This window comes from Pseudomonas sp. SBB6 (genome assembly GCF_024213215.1).
GTDB lineage: Bacteria > Pseudomonadota > Gammaproteobacteria > Pseudomonadales > Pseudomonadaceae > Aquipseudomonas > Aquipseudomonas donghuensis.
On record NZ_JANAVH010000004.1, the window covers coordinates 141,048 to 155,433 of the forward strand.

The 14,386-nt window shown below is 64.0% G+C and carries 13 protein-coding genes; 6 read left to right on the plus strand and 7 right to left on the minus strand.

What is annotated here, in order from left to right; genetic code table 11:
* Positions 1 to 31: 31 nt before the first annotated feature.
* Genes NLX68_RS09475 through NLX68_RS09485 form a run of 3 tightly spaced genes read right to left on the minus strand, consistent with a single transcriptional unit; the run spans position 32 to position 3,649 of the window.
* On the minus strand, positions 32 to 1,630 hold the full coding sequence (locus NLX68_RS09475) for a GMC family oxidoreductase (protein WP_254283791.1): 1,599 nt from the start codon (positions 1,628 to 1,630) through the stop codon (positions 32 to 34).
* Positions 1,631 to 1,657: 27 nt separating this feature from the next.
* On the minus strand, positions 1,658 to 2,191 hold the full coding sequence (locus NLX68_RS09480) for a twin-arginine translocation pathway signal protein (protein ID WP_254283792.1): 534 nt from the start codon (positions 2,189 to 2,191) through the stop codon (positions 1,658 to 1,660).
* A gap of 24 nt (positions 2,192 to 2,215) precedes the next feature.
* Positions 2,216 to 3,649: a coniferyl aldehyde dehydrogenase gene (locus tag NLX68_RS09485; RefSeq protein WP_254283793.1), complete on the minus strand. Its 1,434-nt coding sequence runs from the start codon at positions 3,647 to 3,649 to the stop codon at positions 2,216 to 2,218.
* Between the two features lie 150 nt (positions 3,650 to 3,799).
* Here NLX68_RS09485 and NLX68_RS09490 point away from each other — a divergent pair, with 150 nt between their 5' ends.
* Positions 3,800 to 4,465, plus strand: a complete 666-nt coding sequence (locus NLX68_RS09490) for a TetR/AcrR family transcriptional regulator (protein WP_010222181.1) — start codon at positions 3,800 to 3,802, stop codon at positions 4,463 to 4,465.
* A 39-nt stretch (positions 4,466 to 4,504) separates the two neighbouring features.
* A complete protein-coding gene (locus NLX68_RS09495) occupies positions 4,505 to 5,359 on the plus strand; it encodes a sulfurtransferase (protein ID WP_254283794.1) in 855 nt (284 codons plus the stop codon).
* A gap of 74 nt (positions 5,360 to 5,433) precedes the next feature.
* On the opposite strand, the gene NLX68_RS09500 is transcribed toward NLX68_RS09495, so the two are convergent.
* From NLX68_RS09500 to NLX68_RS09515, 4 genes are all read right to left on the minus strand, one after another.
* Positions 5,434 to 6,426 (minus strand): hydrolase, encoded by a 993-nt coding sequence (locus NLX68_RS09500; protein WP_254283795.1) that lies wholly within the window; start codon positions 6,424 to 6,426, stop codon positions 5,434 to 5,436.
* Positions 6,427 to 6,499: 73 nt separating this feature from the next.
* Positions 6,500 to 7,093 (minus strand): 16S rRNA (guanine(966)-N(2))-methyltransferase RsmD, encoded by a 594-nt coding sequence (rsmD, locus tag NLX68_RS09505; RefSeq protein WP_010222187.1) that lies wholly within the window; start codon positions 7,091 to 7,093, stop codon positions 6,500 to 6,502.
* Positions 7,093 to 8,592 carry a pitrilysin family protein gene (locus NLX68_RS09510; RefSeq protein ID WP_254283796.1) on the minus strand — a complete coding sequence of 500 codons (1,500 nt, stop codon included), beginning with the start codon at positions 8,590 to 8,592 and terminating at the stop codon, positions 7,093 to 7,095. Before NLX68_RS09510 ends, rsmD begins: the two co-directional genes overlap by 1 nt.
* Positions 8,585 to 9,940 (minus strand): pitrilysin family protein, encoded by a 1,356-nt coding sequence (locus tag NLX68_RS09515; RefSeq protein WP_010222189.1) that lies wholly within the window; start codon positions 9,938 to 9,940, stop codon positions 8,585 to 8,587. The genes NLX68_RS09510 and NLX68_RS09515 overlap by 8 nt, the downstream gene beginning before the upstream one ends.
* Before the next feature lie 230 nt (positions 9,941 to 10,170).
* On the opposite strand from NLX68_RS09515, the gene ftsY reads away from it, so the two are divergent.
* From ftsY to rpoH, 4 genes are all read left to right on the plus strand, one after another.
* Complete coding sequence (gene ftsY / locus NLX68_RS09520; RefSeq protein WP_254283797.1) at positions 10,171 to 11,697, plus strand: signal recognition particle-docking protein FtsY; 1,527 nt, start codon at positions 10,171 to 10,173, stop codon at positions 11,695 to 11,697.
* Positions 11,694 to 12,365, plus strand: coding sequence for a cell division ATP-binding protein FtsE (gene ftsE / locus NLX68_RS09525; RefSeq protein WP_065757980.1), 672 nt, complete (start codon positions 11,694 to 11,696; stop codon positions 12,363 to 12,365). Before ftsY ends, ftsE begins: the two co-directional genes overlap by 4 nt.
* Positions 12,362 to 13,390 (plus strand): permease-like cell division protein FtsX, encoded by a 1,029-nt coding sequence (gene ftsX, locus NLX68_RS09530; protein WP_254283798.1) that lies wholly within the window; start codon positions 12,362 to 12,364, stop codon positions 13,388 to 13,390. The genes ftsE and ftsX overlap by 4 nt, the downstream gene beginning before the upstream one ends.
* A gap of 112 nt (positions 13,391 to 13,502) precedes the next feature.
* Entirely contained in the window at positions 13,503 to 14,357 is an 855-nt protein-coding gene (gene rpoH / locus NLX68_RS09535; RefSeq protein ID WP_038997660.1) for an RNA polymerase sigma factor RpoH, read from the plus strand.
* The last annotated feature ends 29 nt before the right edge of the window (positions 14,358 to 14,386 follow it).

Genomic DNA, 14,386 nt, shown 5'->3' on the forward strand with positions numbered 1-14,386 from the left:
AAGGCACTATAGACAGTGCGGCCATTTGTTGTCATCTGCCAGGCGCCAGACGCTCGGCCAGGGCATCACTGAGCCGCGCACTGAGGCCATACACCGACAATTGCGGGTTGGCGCCGATGCTGGTGGGGAACAGCGAGCCGTCATGGATCGACAGGTTGGCCAGCTGATGATGGCGTCCCAGACTGTCGCATACCGCCTGGCGCGGGTCCTCGCCCATGGCGCAGCCACCCATGACGTGGGCGCTGCCCAGGCGCGTGCGAAACAGCTCAAGGTTCAGGCCGTCGATCATCTGCCGGGCTTCGGCGAGGGTTTTTACCTGGCGGGCATCACTGTGCACCGGCATCACGCTGTCGGCGCCGGCGGCGAACTGGATTTCGGCCATGCTCTGGAAGGCCCGGCGCACGCCGTCCCAGGCGTAGGGCGAAACCGGGTAGTCGAGCACTGGCGAGCCATCGCCGCGCAACTGCACCTCGCCGCCGACGCTGTCGGGGTGAAAACCGTCGCGCAGCAGGGCGAGCATCACGTGGGTATGCGGCAATTGCGCCATGCGCAGGGCGTTTTCCTTGCCGAAGCTGCCCAGCAGGGTGCTGGCCAGCGCCGGGTGCAGGGGCGGTACTTCAAGCTTGTAGCCCATCGGCCCGCTGACGCCGTCGCGCCACTGGAAATGGTCGGAGAAGATCGACTGCGGTGCGCCGTAGAACGGGTTGACCGGGTCCTTGAACAGCCCGGCGCTGAAGTTGACCAGGTGCAGGAAGGTGCGCTTGCCCAGGCGTTCATGCGGGTCCGGGGCGTCCGAGCGCAGCAGCAGGCCGGGGCTGTTGATGCCGCCGCCGGCGAGGATGTAATGCCGTGCCTTGACCCGGATTTGCCGGCCGGTGGGTTCGACGCAGCGTGAGTCCATGGCCACGCACTGCAGGCCGCTGATCTGTTCACCGTTGTGTTCCAGGCGCTCGGCGCGGGCCAGGTAGAGCAGCTCGCCGCCGTGCTCGAGGGTCGCCGGGATGCTGGTGACCAGCATCGACTGCTTGGCGTTGACCGGGCAGCCCATGCCGCAATAGCCCAGGTTCCAGCAGCCGCGCACGTTGCGCGGGATCACCTTCCAGGTGTAGCCCAGCGCTTCGCAGCCGCGGCGTAGCGCCTCGTTGTTGGCGTTGGGCGGCATGATCCACGGCTCTATGCCCAGGCGTTGTTCCGTGCGCGCGAACCACGGCGCCAGTTCGGCGCTGCTCAGGCCCTTAACGCCATGTTCCCTGGCCCAGTGCTCCAGGGTCGGTTCAGGGGTGCGAAAGCTCGAGGTCCAGTTGATCAAGGTCGTGCCGCCGACCGCGCGGCCCTGGAGGATGGTAATGGCGCCATCCTTGCTCATGCGCCCGATGCCTTCCTGGTAGAGGCTGGCGTAGGCCTGGTCTTCGAGCATGTGGAAGTCGCTGCTGGTTTTCAGCGGGCCTTCCTCGATCAGCAGCACCCTGAAGCCGGCGGCGCTGAGCAGTTCGGCACTGGTGGCACCGCCGGCGCCGCTGCCGATGATGGCGATGTCGGTTTCAAGGCTCAGGTCCTGGTCCAGGCGCGAGGCGTCACGGGTTTTCCAGCCACGGCCAAGGCCGTCGCGGAACAGGTCGGGTACGGGCATCTTCAGCCTCTTGTCGTTATGGGTGGATCAAACCTTGGGCGGGCCGGGGTAGCCGCAATGGGCCCAGGATTCAGGCAGCTCGTACCAGGCCATGTGCAGCAGCTGCAGCAACGAGGCGTGGCCCATGCGCAGCAGATTCAGCGAGCTGTCCTGCCAGCGTTGCAGAAAGGCTTCGATCTGCGCGCTGCTGGCGTTGTCCCAGCTACCCCAGATGCCGGTCAACGGCCCACGGGTCAGCGCCATGGCGAGCACGTCGAACAGTTGCCGGGTCAGTTTGAGCATGGCCGGCGACAGGGCGGCGAGTTTGTTGTCCAGCCTGTGCAGCAAGGCTGCGCCGCTATCAGCCGCCTCGGTGCCGGCAAGCACGACCGGAATCAGCGCCTGAACAATGGCCAGGTCGTTCTGGCGCAGGGCGATGAAACCATGCGCCGGCGATTGCGCCGAGCAGCCGGCAAGGCTGGCACCCAGCCCGGCGGTGGCGAGGAAAGCGCTGGCGCCGAGGCTGAACTTGAGCAGCCCGCGCCGGCTGAGCGTGGGGGTTACAGGCAGGCTTGTAGTCATTGTTATCAGGCCCGAGGGTGGTTTTCAGCGAATGAACAGTTTGTACACCAGCTTGAGCAGTGTCTTGCCGTAGGGCGGGTAGATCAGCCGCGCGGCGTTGAAGCGCTGCTTGGCGAGTACCGCCTTGGCCTTGCTGAAGGTCAGGAAGCCTTCATGACCGTGGTAATGGCCCATGCCCGACGGGCCGATGCCGCCGAATGGCAGGTCGTCCTGGGCGACGTGCAGCAACGTGTCATTGAGGCACACGCCGCCGGAGTGGGTCTGCTCCAGCACCCGTTGTTGTTCGCGGCGTTCGTAGCCGAAGTAATACAGTGCCAGCGGGCGCGGGCGCTGATTGATGTAGGCCAGCGCCTGGTCGAGGCTGTCGTAGGGCACCAGTGGCAGTAACGGGCCGAAGATTTCGTCCTGCATCACACGCATCTCGTCGCTGACCTTGAGCAGCAGGTGTGGCGGCAGGCGGCGGCCCTGGCGAGGTTCTTCGGGGTACAGGTCGATGATTTCGGCACCCTTGCTACGGGCGTCTTCCAGGTAGCTCTGCAGACGGGCGAGGTGGCGTGGGTTGATGATCGCGCTGTAGTCCGGGTTGTCGGCCAGGGTCGGGTAGAAGCGCCGGACCACATTGCGGTAGGCATGGACGAAGTCGTCGAGGCGATCGCGCGGCACCAGCACGTAGTCGGGGGCCACGCAGGTCTGCCCGGCATTGAGGGTCTTGCCGAAGGCGATGCGTTCGGCGGCATCGGCCAGTGGCACGCTGGCAGAAACGATGGCTGGCGATTTGCCGCCCAGCTCCAGGGTCACCGGGGTCAGGTTCTGCGCGGCGGCAAGCATTACCTGGCGGCCGACGCTGGTGGCGCCAGTGAACAACAGGTGGTCGAACGGCAGCCGCGAGAAGGCCTGGCCAACCTCGGCTTCACCCAGCACGACGCTGACCAGGTCGTCGGGGAATACCTTGTCGAGCAACTGCTTGAGCAGCAGGCCGGTGGCTGGCGTGGCTTCGCTGAGCTTGAGCATTACCCGGTTGCCGGCGGCCAGGGCGCAGGTCAGCGGGCCAATGGCAAGAAGCAGCGGGTAGTTCCACGGCACGATGATGCCGACCACGCCCAACGGTTGGTACTGCACCTTGGCGCTGGCCGGCTGGAAGGCCAGGCCGACCTTGCGTTTCGAGGCTTTCATCCACTGCTTGAGGTGTTTTTCGCCATGGCGCAGGCCCTGAATACTCGGCATCAGTTCGGCCAGCAAGGTTTCGTCGGCACTGCGCCCGGAAAAGTCCTCACTGATCGCGGCAACCAACGCGTCCTGTTGCTCCAGCAGGGCTTCGCGCAAGCTTTTCAGCCATTGCCGGCGCTGCGGCGCCGAGGGCATGGGGTTACCGGCAAAGGCCTGGCGCTGGGCGGCGAACAGCGCGTCGAGGGCATCGAATTCGGTGAGCGGCAGAGAGCGGGTAGCGTCGGCGAGCATGCGAAACTCCACGGCAAGGCAGGCTTTCTAGAGTATATACTCTAATATGTACCCTGTGCGACTGTTTTTCACAGCGTCTGCAGGTACATACCGGTGTGGATACACCGTAAGATGGACCTATTCATTCAAGCTCAACGCCTGGAATTGATCATGGCCCCGCGTATCAAGACCCGCGAGCGCATCGTGCAGAACAGCCTGGAGCTGTTCAACCAGCAGGGCGAGCGCAGTGTCAGCACCAACCACATTGCCGCGCACATGGAAATCTCGCCCGGCAACCTGTACTACCACTTTGCCAACAAGCAGGAAATTATCGCCGTGCTCTTCACTCAGTATGAAGAGTTGGTGGAAAGCTTCCTGCGCCCGCCGCAAGGGCGTCAGGCGACGGTCGAGGACAAGCGCTTCTACCTCAAGGCGCTGCTGGCGGCGATGTGGAACTACCGCTTTCTGCACCGCGACCTTGAGCATCTGCTCGACAGCGACAAAGAGTTGGCTGCTCGATACAGGCGCTTTTCCCAGCGTTGCCTGCTGCAGGGCCAGGCGATCTATCGCGGCTTTGTCGAGGCCGGCATCGTTGAGATGGACAGCGTGCAGATCGAGTCGCTGACCCTCAATGCCTGGATTGTTCTCACATCCTGGGTGCGTTTTCTCTGCACGACTCGCGAAATTTCAACGCATTTGAGTGAAGAAGCCTTCAAGCGTGGTGTCTATCAGGTATTGGTGCTGGAGCTCGGCTTTGTCACCGCCAAGGCGCGCCCCGCCGTGGATGCCTTGTGCCAGGAGTTCTACGTTTCGCTTGACCAGGCACTGGAGCAATAACGCCCAGGCCTTACCCGTTCAATCGTTCAGGAGACTGTCATGCCCCTCGCGCAACTGATCACCGCCCAGCAATTGGCCGAACGCCTGGAGGCGCCGGCGCTGGTGATTCTCGATTGCCGCTTTGCCCTGGAAGACATCGATTATGGTCAGCGCAGCTACGCCGAGGGGCATATTGCCGGGGCGCATTTTGCCGACCTGGAGCGCGACCTCAGTGGGCCGGTCACCAAGGGCGTGACCGGGCGGCATCCGTTGCCGGAGCCGCAGCACCTGATCGAACGGCTGCGGGCCTGGGGTATCGATAACGACAGTGAGATTGTCCTGTACGACGATGGTCCGGGCGCCTTCGCGGCCCGGGCCTGGTGGTTGCTGGCCTGGTTGGGCAAGCGCAGTGGTGTGTCGATCCTCGATGGCGGCCTCAAGGCCTGGCACGCGGCCGGGCTGCCGCTGAGCCTGGACCCTCCGGCTAAACGTGAAGGCAACTTCAGCGGCGAGCCAGACACCAGCCTGGTTTTGGACGCGGCGCAGCTTGGTGAGCGGCTGGGCAACCCCGACCTGACCCTGATCGACGCTCGCGGCCTGCCGCGTTTTCGCGGCGAGGTCGAGCCGATTGACCCAGTGGCCGGGCATATTCCCGGGGCGCTGTGCGCGGCATTTACCGACAACCTGGGGGGCGATGGGCGATTTTTGCCTGCCGAGCAGCTCAAACAGCGCTTTGCCGAGAAACTGGGCAAGCGTTCGCCCGAGCAGTTGGTGGCTTACTGTGGTTCCGGCGTGACGGCTTGCCACAACCTGTTTGCCCTGGCGCTGGCGGGGTATCCGCTGGGCAAGCTGTATGCGGGGTCGTGGAGTGAATGGATTACCGACCCCACGCGGGCGGTGGCCACTGGCGACTGAAAGCATCGCGGGTCATGTGGGGGGGCGGCGGTGCGACGACTCGACTTGCCCCGCGATGAGGCCCTGAAACCCGATCAATTCCCAGCCAGCCACTGCGGAATCCGCCGCTCCAGGTAATACCCCGGATTGCGCACGCTGCCATCGACAAAGCCCACATGCCCGCCCCGCGCATGCAGTTCGAGAGTGGTCTGCGCCGCCAGCTCATTGGCCGCTGGCAGGCTGTAGGCAAACACGAACGGGTCATCGCTGGAATGGATGATCAACGTCGGCGTGCGGTTCTCGCCGAGAAAGTACCGGCTCGATGCACGCCGGTAGTAATCCTTGGCATCGGCAAAGCCATTGAGCGGTGCGGTCACCCGGCCATCGAAATCCCAGAAGGTGCGTAGATTTTCCAGTGGCCCCAGGCGCTCCAGCGCGGCCAACCCTTCGTGGTGGCCGTGATGCTGAAAGTGACGCTGCTTGTCTTTCACATAGGCAAGCATGGCGCGCATGAAATGCGCCTGGTAAACCCGGGACAACCCCAGGCCGATGCGGTCGGCGCACTGATCCAGGCGAAACGGGACCGATACCGCCACCGCCGCCTGCAATTGGCTGGCCGAGCCGGCTTCACCCAAATGCTTAAGTAGCACATTGCCGCCCAGCGAATAGCCGACGGCATACAACGGAGCTTGCGGGCGCTGCGCACGCAGGTGGTCGATGGTTTCGGCCAGGTCTTCGCTGGCGCCGGAGTGGTAGCTGCGTGGCAGCAGGTTGGGCTCCCCCGAGCAGCCGCGCCAGTTCAGCGCCACGCTGGCCCAGCCGCGGTCGGCCAGGGCCTGTTGGATACCGATGACATACGGTGAGTTGGAAGAGCCGGTCAGCCCGTGCAGTACCAACACCACTGGCGTTGTTGCCTCATGTGGGCCATGCCAGTCGAGGTCGAGAAAATCCCCATCGGCGAGCCATAGACGTTCGCGCTGACGGCTCAGGGCCGCCGACTTGCGCCACAGTGGCCCCCATAGCGTCTGCAAATGCGGATTGCCCAGCCCCAGGGCGGGTTTGAAGGGGCTGGACGGGGCAGATGACATCGGAAGTATCTCGGTAAAAAAAGCGCAACGGTTGCCTTGAAGTGTAATGCCCGTTGCGCCTTTGTGCTGCGCCTCAGCCGCGCTGCCAGAGTGCGTAGTACACCTGGCCGGCCTTCTTCTCCCGGTGCAAGCGCCAGTTGCCGGGCAGTTGCAGAGTCGACGGCGGGGTTTCGCTCTCGGTGTAGATCCAGGCACTCTCGGCCAGCCATTGGCGCTCTTCGAGCAAGGCGCAGGTGGTGGGCAGCAGGCCCTGGTTGAACGGCGGATCGAGGAACACCAGGTCGAAGGCCAGCTTCGGTTCGCCCTGCAGGTAGCGCTGGGCGTCGGTCTGGATCACCTGGCCGCGTGGGCAACGCAGGGTTTCCAGATTCTGCCGCAGGCTGGCGATGGCTGCCGGGTTGCTGTCCAGGGCCACGGACTCGGCCGCGCCACGGGACAGCGCTTCGAGGTACAGCGCGCCGCTGCCGGTGTAGGCGTCGAGCACCTTGGCCCCTTCGATGTACGGGGCGAGCCAGTTGAACAGGGTCTCGCGGACCCGGTCCGGGGTCGGGCGCAGGCCCGGCGCATCAGGGAAACTCAGGCGCCGGCTACGCCATTCGCCGGCAATGATGCGCAGTTGGCCCTGGCCGTGGTGCGGCTTGGCCGGTTTTGCGGATGGACTGGCCATTAGTGCTCCGGTACGCCAAGCGGTTGCTCGGCGGGTTTGTCAGTGGGCGGCGGCAAGGGTTTTTGCGGCACGCTTGGCCCGGCGGTGACGATGACCATCTTGTCAGCGGCCAGGTGTTTGTTCAGCGCAGCCTTGACCTGTTCGGTGGTCAGCGCCTGGGACTGCTGCATGTAGTCTTCCAGCCAGGTCAGTGGCAGGTTGTAGAAGCCGATGGCGCCCAGTTGGCCGACGATGCTGGCGTTGCTGGCATTGGACAGCGGGAAGCTGCCGGCCAGTTCACGCTTGGCGTCGTCCAGTTCTTGCTGGGTCGGGCCGCTCTTGAGGTAGTCGGCGAGGATGTCCTGGACCAGCTTGAGGGTGCCCTCGCTGAGCTCGGCACGGGTCTGCAGGTTGATCATGAACGGGCCACGCACCTGCATCGGGCTGAACACCGAGTACACGCCATAGGTCAGGCCGCGCTTTTCGCGCACTTCGCTCATCAAGCGGGTGCCGAAGGTGCCACCGCCGAGGATCTGGTTACCCAGCGACAGCGCGGCGTAGTCCGGATCGTTACGGTCGATACCCAGTTGGGCGAGCATCAGGTGGGTCTGCTTGGACGGGAAGTCGATGTGGCTGGCGCCGGCCTTGGGTTCGCTTGGCTGGGCCAGCTTGGCCAGGGCCGGGCCTTTGGGCAGGGCCGAGGAGACCTGCGCGGCGATGGCTTCAGCTTCGCTGCGGCTCAGATCACCGACCAGGGCGATCACCGTGTTGCCAGCGGCGTAGGCCTTGGCGTGGAAGGCACGCAGTTGTTCCAGGGTAATCGGCGGAATGCTCTTGGCGGTGCCGTCACTTGGGTGAGCATAGGGGTGGCTGCCGTACAGGCGCTCGAACAACTCGATGCCGGCGAGTTTGCCCGGGTTCTGCTTCTGGTACTCGAAGCCGGCCTGCATCTGGTTCTTGATACGGGTCAGGGCGTCCTGCGGGAAGGTTGGCTTGCCGACCACGTCGGCGAACAGCTTCAGCGCCGGCTGGCGTTTGTCGGCGGCGCTCAGGCTGCGCAGAGAGGCTACAGCCATGTCGCGGTAGGCGCCGTTGCCAAAGTCGGCGCCCAGGCCTTCGAAGCCTTCGGCGATGGCGGTGACGTCCTTGCCGGCCACGCCTTCGTTGAGCATGGCGTTGGTCAGGGTCGCCAGGCCTGGGGCATCGCCGTCCTGGCTACTGCCGGCGGCGAAGGTCAGGCGCAGGTCGAACATCGGCAACTCGCGGGCTTCGACGAACAGCACGCGGGCGCCTTCGACGGTGTTCCAGGTCTGGATGTTCAGTTGCCGGCGGCTTGGCGCCTTGCCGTCCAGCTCGGCCAGCGATTGCAGGGTATTGGCCGGCTTGGCGGCGGTGCTGGTGGCCGGTTGCGCGGCGTTATCCGACTGCGCAGGCTTTGCCAGGAAGAATGCCAGCAGGCCGATCAGCAACAGCAGGCCCAGGCCGATCAGGGTGTAGCGGGGTGCGCTGCGTTCACTCATGAGCGTTCTCCTCGGGCAGTACATGGGCAACGCTCAGGCGTTCACGGGTGAAATAGGTGCGGGCGGCGTTCTGGATATCGGCCGGCGTCACGCTTTTCAGCTCGTCCAGTTCACTGTCGATCAGTTTCCACGACAGGCCGACGGTTTCCAGCTGGCCGATGGCGGTGGCCTGGCTGCTGATGGAGTCGCGGTCGTAGACCAGCCCGGCGATGACCTGGGCACGTACGCGCTCAAGCTCTTCAGGCGAGGGTGGGGTGGTCTTGAGCTCGTCGAGCAGCTTCCAGATACCGGCTTCGACGTCGGCCAGGGTCTTGTGCTTCTGCAGGTTCGGCGTGGCCGAGATCAGGAACAGGCTATCGCCGCGGGTGAACGGGTTGTAGCTGGACGAGGCGCCGGAAACCAGCTCCTGGCCGCGCTCCAGGCGGCTCGGCAGGCGAGCGCTGTAGCCGCCGTCGAGCAGCGCCGAGATCAGCCGCAGGGCGTGCACGGTGCGCGGGTCCTTGGCAGTGGCCAGGCCCGGGGCGTTGAAGCCGTAGATCAGGCTCGGCAGCTGGGTTTGCACATGCAGGGTGGTTTCACGCAGGCCAGGCTTGGCCAGTTCCAGCGGCAGCTTGGCCGGTGGCACCGCACGTTTCGGGATGGCGCCGAAGAAGCGCTGGGCCAGGCCCTTGACCTCATCGACGGTGACATCGCCGACCACCACCAGGGTGGCGTTGTTCGGCACGTACCAGGACTCGTACCAGTGGCGCAGCTCCTCGACCTTCATGCGGTCAAGGTCAGCCATCCAGCCGATGGTCGGGGTGCGATAGCTGCTGGCCGGGAAGGCCATGGCGCTGAACAGCTCGAAGGCCTTGGCGTTGGGCTGGTCATCGGTACGCAGGCGGCGCTCTTCCTTGATGACCTCGATTTCGCGGCTGAACTCGTCGGCCGGCAGGCGCAGGCTGGCCATGCGGTCGGCTTCGAGCTCAAGTGCCACCGGCAGGCGGTCGCGGGCCAGCACCTGGTAATAGGCGGTGTAATCGTCGCTGGTGAAGGCGTTCTCTTCGGCGCCCAGGTCACGCAGGATGCGCGAGGCTTCGCCGGGGCCGAGCTTCTCGCTGCCCTTGAACATCATGTGTTCCAAGGCATGGGAAAGGCCGGTCTGGCCGGGGGACTCGTAGGTCGAGCCGACCTTGTACCAGATCTGCGAGACCACCACCGGCGCCCGGTGGTCCTCGCGCACGACCACTTTCAGGCCGTTGTCGAGAATGAACTCGTGGGTGGGTTGCGTATCGGCGGCAAAGGCCGCGAACGGCAGACAAACTGTGCTGAGCAACAGGCCAGCGGCGCGGCGGGCTAGAGCATTCATACGTTGTTTAACCTGTAGGACTGCCCGCGTGGTCTTAGCGTCGGCGGGCTTGGAGGTGCTAGGATACTGATCCGGTTGCCTGAGGACCATGCCTGTCGTGGATCCAGCCCGCAGGCTTGATGACAAAATGCTGCGCATGAACGAGCCGGAATATAAGTAGTCTGTTCTGCGTTAAAAGAATTTACGAGGCGCCGCAGTGGCGCATCGCTACCCTGAGATAGCCGTCTTCCATGTTTGGTTCCAACGACGACAAAAAGACGCCGGCCGCGGCTGGTGAAAAGAAAGGCCTGTTCGGCTGGCTGCGCAAAAAGCCCCAGCAACCCGTAGCCGAACAGCCGCAAGCTCCTGCACCGATTGAAGCGGAGCAACCTGCCGCGTTGCCTGCCGAGGTTGTGGCCGCCGTTGCCCCGGTCGAGGTTGCGCCTGCGCCGGTTGCCGCGCCGGAGCCTGTGACCGTTGCGCCACCTGCTGCGCCAGTCGAGGTGCAACCGGTACCGTCCGTCGGCCTGGTGCTGCCCGTGCCTGAAGAACCGGTGGCCCTGGTTGCCGACCTTGAGCCGCATACGCCGCCGCCCATTCCACCGCGTCAGGAGCCTGTTCCAGCCCCGGTCATCGAGCCTGAGCCTGAGCCGGTAGTGGTTGTGCCTGAGCCTGAGCCTGAGCCAGTAGTCGTTGCGCCTGAACCGGTTGTTGCGCCTGCGCCTGCGCCGGTCGTCGTACCGCAACCCGAGCCAGCCCCTGTAGCCGCTGCCGTTGCGGTGCCTGCTGCGGTTGCCGAGCCTGCTCCAGCCGAGCCTGGCGCTCCAGCCCACAGCGAAGAGAACAAGGGTGGCTTCTTCGCCCGCCTCAAACAGGGCCTGTCGAAGACCAGCGCCAGTATCGGCGAAGGCATGGCCAGCCTGTTCCTGGGCAAGAAGGCTATCGACGACGACCTGCTCGATGAGATCGAAACCCGCCTGCTGACCGCCGACGTTGGCGTCGAAGCCACCTCGGTGATCGTCCAGAGCCTGACCCAGAAGGTTGCGCGCAAGCAGTTGGCCGACAGCGATGCGTTGTACAAGTCGCTGCAAGGCGAGCTGGCTGACCTGCTCAAGCCGGTCGAACAACCGCTGCGTATCCACCACCAGGCCAAACCGTTCGTGATCCTGGTGGTCGGCGTCAATGGCGCTGGCAAGACCACCACCATCGGCAAACTGGCGAAAAAGCTGCAGCTCGAAGGCAAGAAAGTCATGCTCGCCGCTGGCGACACCTTCCGCGCCGCAGCGGTCGAGCAGCTGCAGGTCTGGGGCGAACGCAACCAGATCCCGGTCATCGCCCAGCACACCGGCGCCGATTCGGCCTCGGTGATCTTCGATGCCGTGCAGGCCGCCAAGGCCCGTAATATAGATGTATTGATCGCCGACACCGCCGGTCGCCTGCACACCAAAGACAACCTGATGGAAGAACTGAAAAAGGTCCGTCGGGTAATCGGCAAGCTCGATGCCGACGCGCCCCACGAGGTGCTGCTGGTGCTCGACGCCGGTACCGGCCAGAACGCCATCAACCAGGCCAAGCATTTCAACCAGAGCGTCGAACTGACCGGCCTGGCCCTGACCAAGCTTGACGGCACCGCCAAAGGTGGGGTGATCTTTGCCCTGGCCAAGCAGTTCGGCCTGCCAATCCGCTATATTGGCGTGGGCGAAGGAATTGACGATCTGCGCACCTTCGAAGCCGAACCCTTCGTGAAAGCACTGTTTGCCGAGCGGGAGCATCCATGATTCGATTCGAACAGGTCGCCAAGCGCTACCCCAATGGTCACGTTGGCCTGCATGAGTTGAGTTTTCGGGTGCGTCGGGGCGAATTCCTGTTCGTTACCGGCCATTCCGGTGCCGGCAAAAGTACCCTGCTGCGCCTGCTGCTGGCCATGGAACGCCCCACCAGCGGCAAGTTGCTGCTGGCCGGGCAGGACCTGGGGCAGATCAGCAATGCGCAGATCCCGTTCCTGCGCCGGCAGATTGGTGTGGTATTCCAGAACCACCAGCTACTGTTCGACCGCACCGTGTTCAACAACGTCGCCCTGCCGCTGCAGATCCTCGGCCTGTCCAAGGTCGAAGTGGCCAAGCGGGTCGACTCGGCGCTCGAGCGCGTGGCCCTGTCGGACAAAGCCGAGCTGTACCCCGGCGACCTGTCTACCGGTCAGCAACAGCGCGTCGGTATTGCTCGCGCTATCGTCCACCGCCCGGCCTTGCTGCTGGCGGACGAACCCACCGGTAACCTCGACCCGCGCCTGGCCGCGGAGATCATGGGCGTTTTCGAAGATATCAACCGCCTGGGTACCAGCGTGCTGATCGCCAGTCACGACCTGGCGCTGATCGCGCGCATGCGCCATCGCATGCTGACCCTGCAGCGCGGCCGCTTGATCGGCGATGGGGAGGCCGGGCAATGAGTGCGACACGTAGTCCCAAGGTGTCCGAGCGGGTAGCGCCAAAAGCCGCTGAACCTGCACCGGAACAAAAAAAACGCGGCGGTCACGATGATGACGGCCCGGATTTCCGTACCCTGCTGCACGCCTGGCTGGAAAGCCACCGCTCGAGCCTGCTCGACAGCCTGCGGCGCCTGGGCAAACAGCCGATCGGCAGCTTCTTTACCTGCCTGGTGATGGCGGTGGCCTTGAGCCTGCCCATGGGCCTGTCGTTGCTGCTGAGCAACGTCGAGCGTCTGGGCGGTTCGTGGCAGCGCGCAGCGCAGATTTCGCTGTACCTGAAGCTGGATGCCAGCAGCCATGACGGCGAAGCCCTGCGCGAGCAGATCAAAGGCTTGCCAGGTGTTGCCGAAGCTGAGTATGTCAGCCGTGAACAGGCCCTCAACGAGTTCCAGCAGCAGTCCGGCCTGGGCGAAGCCCTGCGCGAACTGCCGGAGAACCCGCTGCCTGGCGTGGTGGTGGTGACCCCGGCGCACGTCGACAAGCCGGCACTGGAAGCCCTGCGTCAGCGCCTGGCCGAGCTGCCCAAGGTCGAAGCCGCGCAGCTTGACCTGGTGTGGGTCGAGCGCCTGGCAGCGATTCTCAAGTTGGGGGATCGGTTCGTCTTCGGCCTGACTGTTTTGCTGGTGTCAGCCCTGCTTTTGGTAATTGGTAACACAATTCGCCTGCACATCGAGAACCGCCGTACCGAGATCGAGGTGATCAAGCTGGTCGGTGGCACCGACAGCTATGTGCGCCGGCCTTTCCTGTACATGGGCGCCTTGTATGGCCTGGGTGCCGGGGTACTGGCCTGGGGCGTGCTGGCGTTTGGCCTGAACTGGCTGAACGACGCGGTTATCGGGCTTTCCGGGCTATATGGCAGTGATTTTGCCCTGGCCGGGGTTCCGTCAGCCGATGGTCTTTCCCTCTTGCTTGGAGCGGTACTGTTAGGGTATATCGGTGCTTGGATTGCGGTCGCCCGCCACTTGAGCGAGCTTGCACCGCGATAGTGTCTTTTTGCTGGTATTGACTCTTTTCATTTTTAGGGAACTTGTTTCGCGGTTCCCGGTCAATGTTGGCAGTGCCTTTGGCACGAGTTTAGTGAGTCGGAGGTTTTTTCGTATGACCACTTCGTTGCAACCTGCCTATGCCCTGGTTCCCGGCGCAAACCTGGAAGCCTACGTGCACACGGTCAACAGCATTCCATTGCTGACGCCGGAGCAGGAGCGTGAACTGGCCGAGAGTCTCTACTATGAGCAGGATCTTGGGGCGGCTCGGCAGATGGTGCTCGCCCACCTGCGTTTTGTCGTACACATCGCTCGCAGCTATTCCGGCTACGGGCTGGCCCAGGCCGACCTGATTCAGGAAGGCAACGTTGGCCTGATGAAAGCGGTCAAGCGCTTCAACCCGGAAATGGGCGTGCGCCTGGTGTCCTTTGCGGTGCACTGGATCAAGGCCGAGATTCACGAGTTCATCCTGCGCAACTGGCGCATCGTCAAGGTGGCCACCACCAAGGCCCAGCGCAAGCTGTTCTTCAACCTGCGCAGCCAGAAAAAACGCCTGGCCTGGCTGAACAACGATGAAGTCCATCGTGTCGCCGAAAGCCTGGGCGTCGAGCCGCGTGAAGTGCGGGAGATGGAGAGCCGCCTGACCGGTCAGGACATGGCCTTCGACCCGGCCAGTGAAGCCGACGACGACAGTGCGTTCCAGTCGCCGGCCAACTACCTGGAAGACCACCGTTACGACCCTGCGCGTCAGCTGGAGGATGCCGACTGGAGTGACAACTCCACCAGCAACCTGCACGAAGCCCTGCAAGGCCTGGATGACCGCAGCCGCGATATCCTCTACCAGCGCTGGCTGGCCGAGGAAAAGGCCACCTTGCATGACCTGGCCGAGAAATACAGCGTGTCCGCCGAGCGGATTCGCCAGCTGGAAAAGAACGCGATGAACAAGGTGAAAGCCTTGATCGCGATCTGAGTCGCGATACGGCAATAAACAAGAAGCCC

Bases quoted from the DNA above. Each gene is read 5' to 3' on its own strand.
- NLX68_RS09475 (WP_254283791.1), bottom strand. From the start codon at position 1,630: ATGCCCGTACCCGACCTGTTCCGCGACGGCCTTGGCCGTGGCTGGAAA.
- NLX68_RS09480 (WP_254283792.1), bottom strand. From the start codon at position 2,191: ATGACTACAAGCCTGCCTGTAACCCCCACGCTCAGCCGGCGCGGGCTG.
- NLX68_RS09485 (WP_254283793.1), bottom strand. From the start codon at position 3,649: ATGCTCGCCGACGCTACCCGCTCTCTGCCGCTCACCGAATTCGATGCC.
- NLX68_RS09490 (WP_010222181.1), top strand. From the start codon at position 3,800: ATGGCCCCGCGTATCAAGACCCGCGAGCGCATCGTGCAGAACAGCCTG.
- NLX68_RS09495 (WP_254283794.1), top strand. From the start codon at position 4,505: ATGCCCCTCGCGCAACTGATCACCGCCCAGCAATTGGCCGAACGCCTG.
- NLX68_RS09500 (WP_254283795.1), bottom strand. From the start codon at position 6,426: ATGTCATCTGCCCCGTCCAGCCCCTTCAAACCCGCCCTGGGGCTGGGC.
- rsmD (WP_010222187.1), bottom strand. From the start codon at position 7,093: ATGGCCAGTCCATCCGCAAAACCGGCCAAGCCGCACCACGGCCAGGGC.
- NLX68_RS09510 (WP_254283796.1), bottom strand. From the start codon at position 8,592: ATGAGTGAACGCAGCGCACCCCGCTACACCCTGATCGGCCTGGGCCTG.
- NLX68_RS09515 (WP_010222189.1), bottom strand. From the start codon at position 9,940: ATGAATGCTCTAGCCCGCCGCGCCGCTGGCCTGTTGCTCAGCACAGTT.
- ftsY (WP_254283797.1), top strand. From the start codon at position 10,171: ATGTTTGGTTCCAACGACGACAAAAAGACGCCGGCCGCGGCTGGTGAA.
- ftsE (WP_065757980.1), top strand. From the start codon at position 11,694: ATGATTCGATTCGAACAGGTCGCCAAGCGCTACCCCAATGGTCACGTT.
- ftsX (WP_254283798.1), top strand. From the start codon at position 12,362: ATGAGTGCGACACGTAGTCCCAAGGTGTCCGAGCGGGTAGCGCCAAAA.
- rpoH (WP_038997660.1), top strand. From the start codon at position 13,503: ATGACCACTTCGTTGCAACCTGCCTATGCCCTGGTTCCCGGCGCAAAC.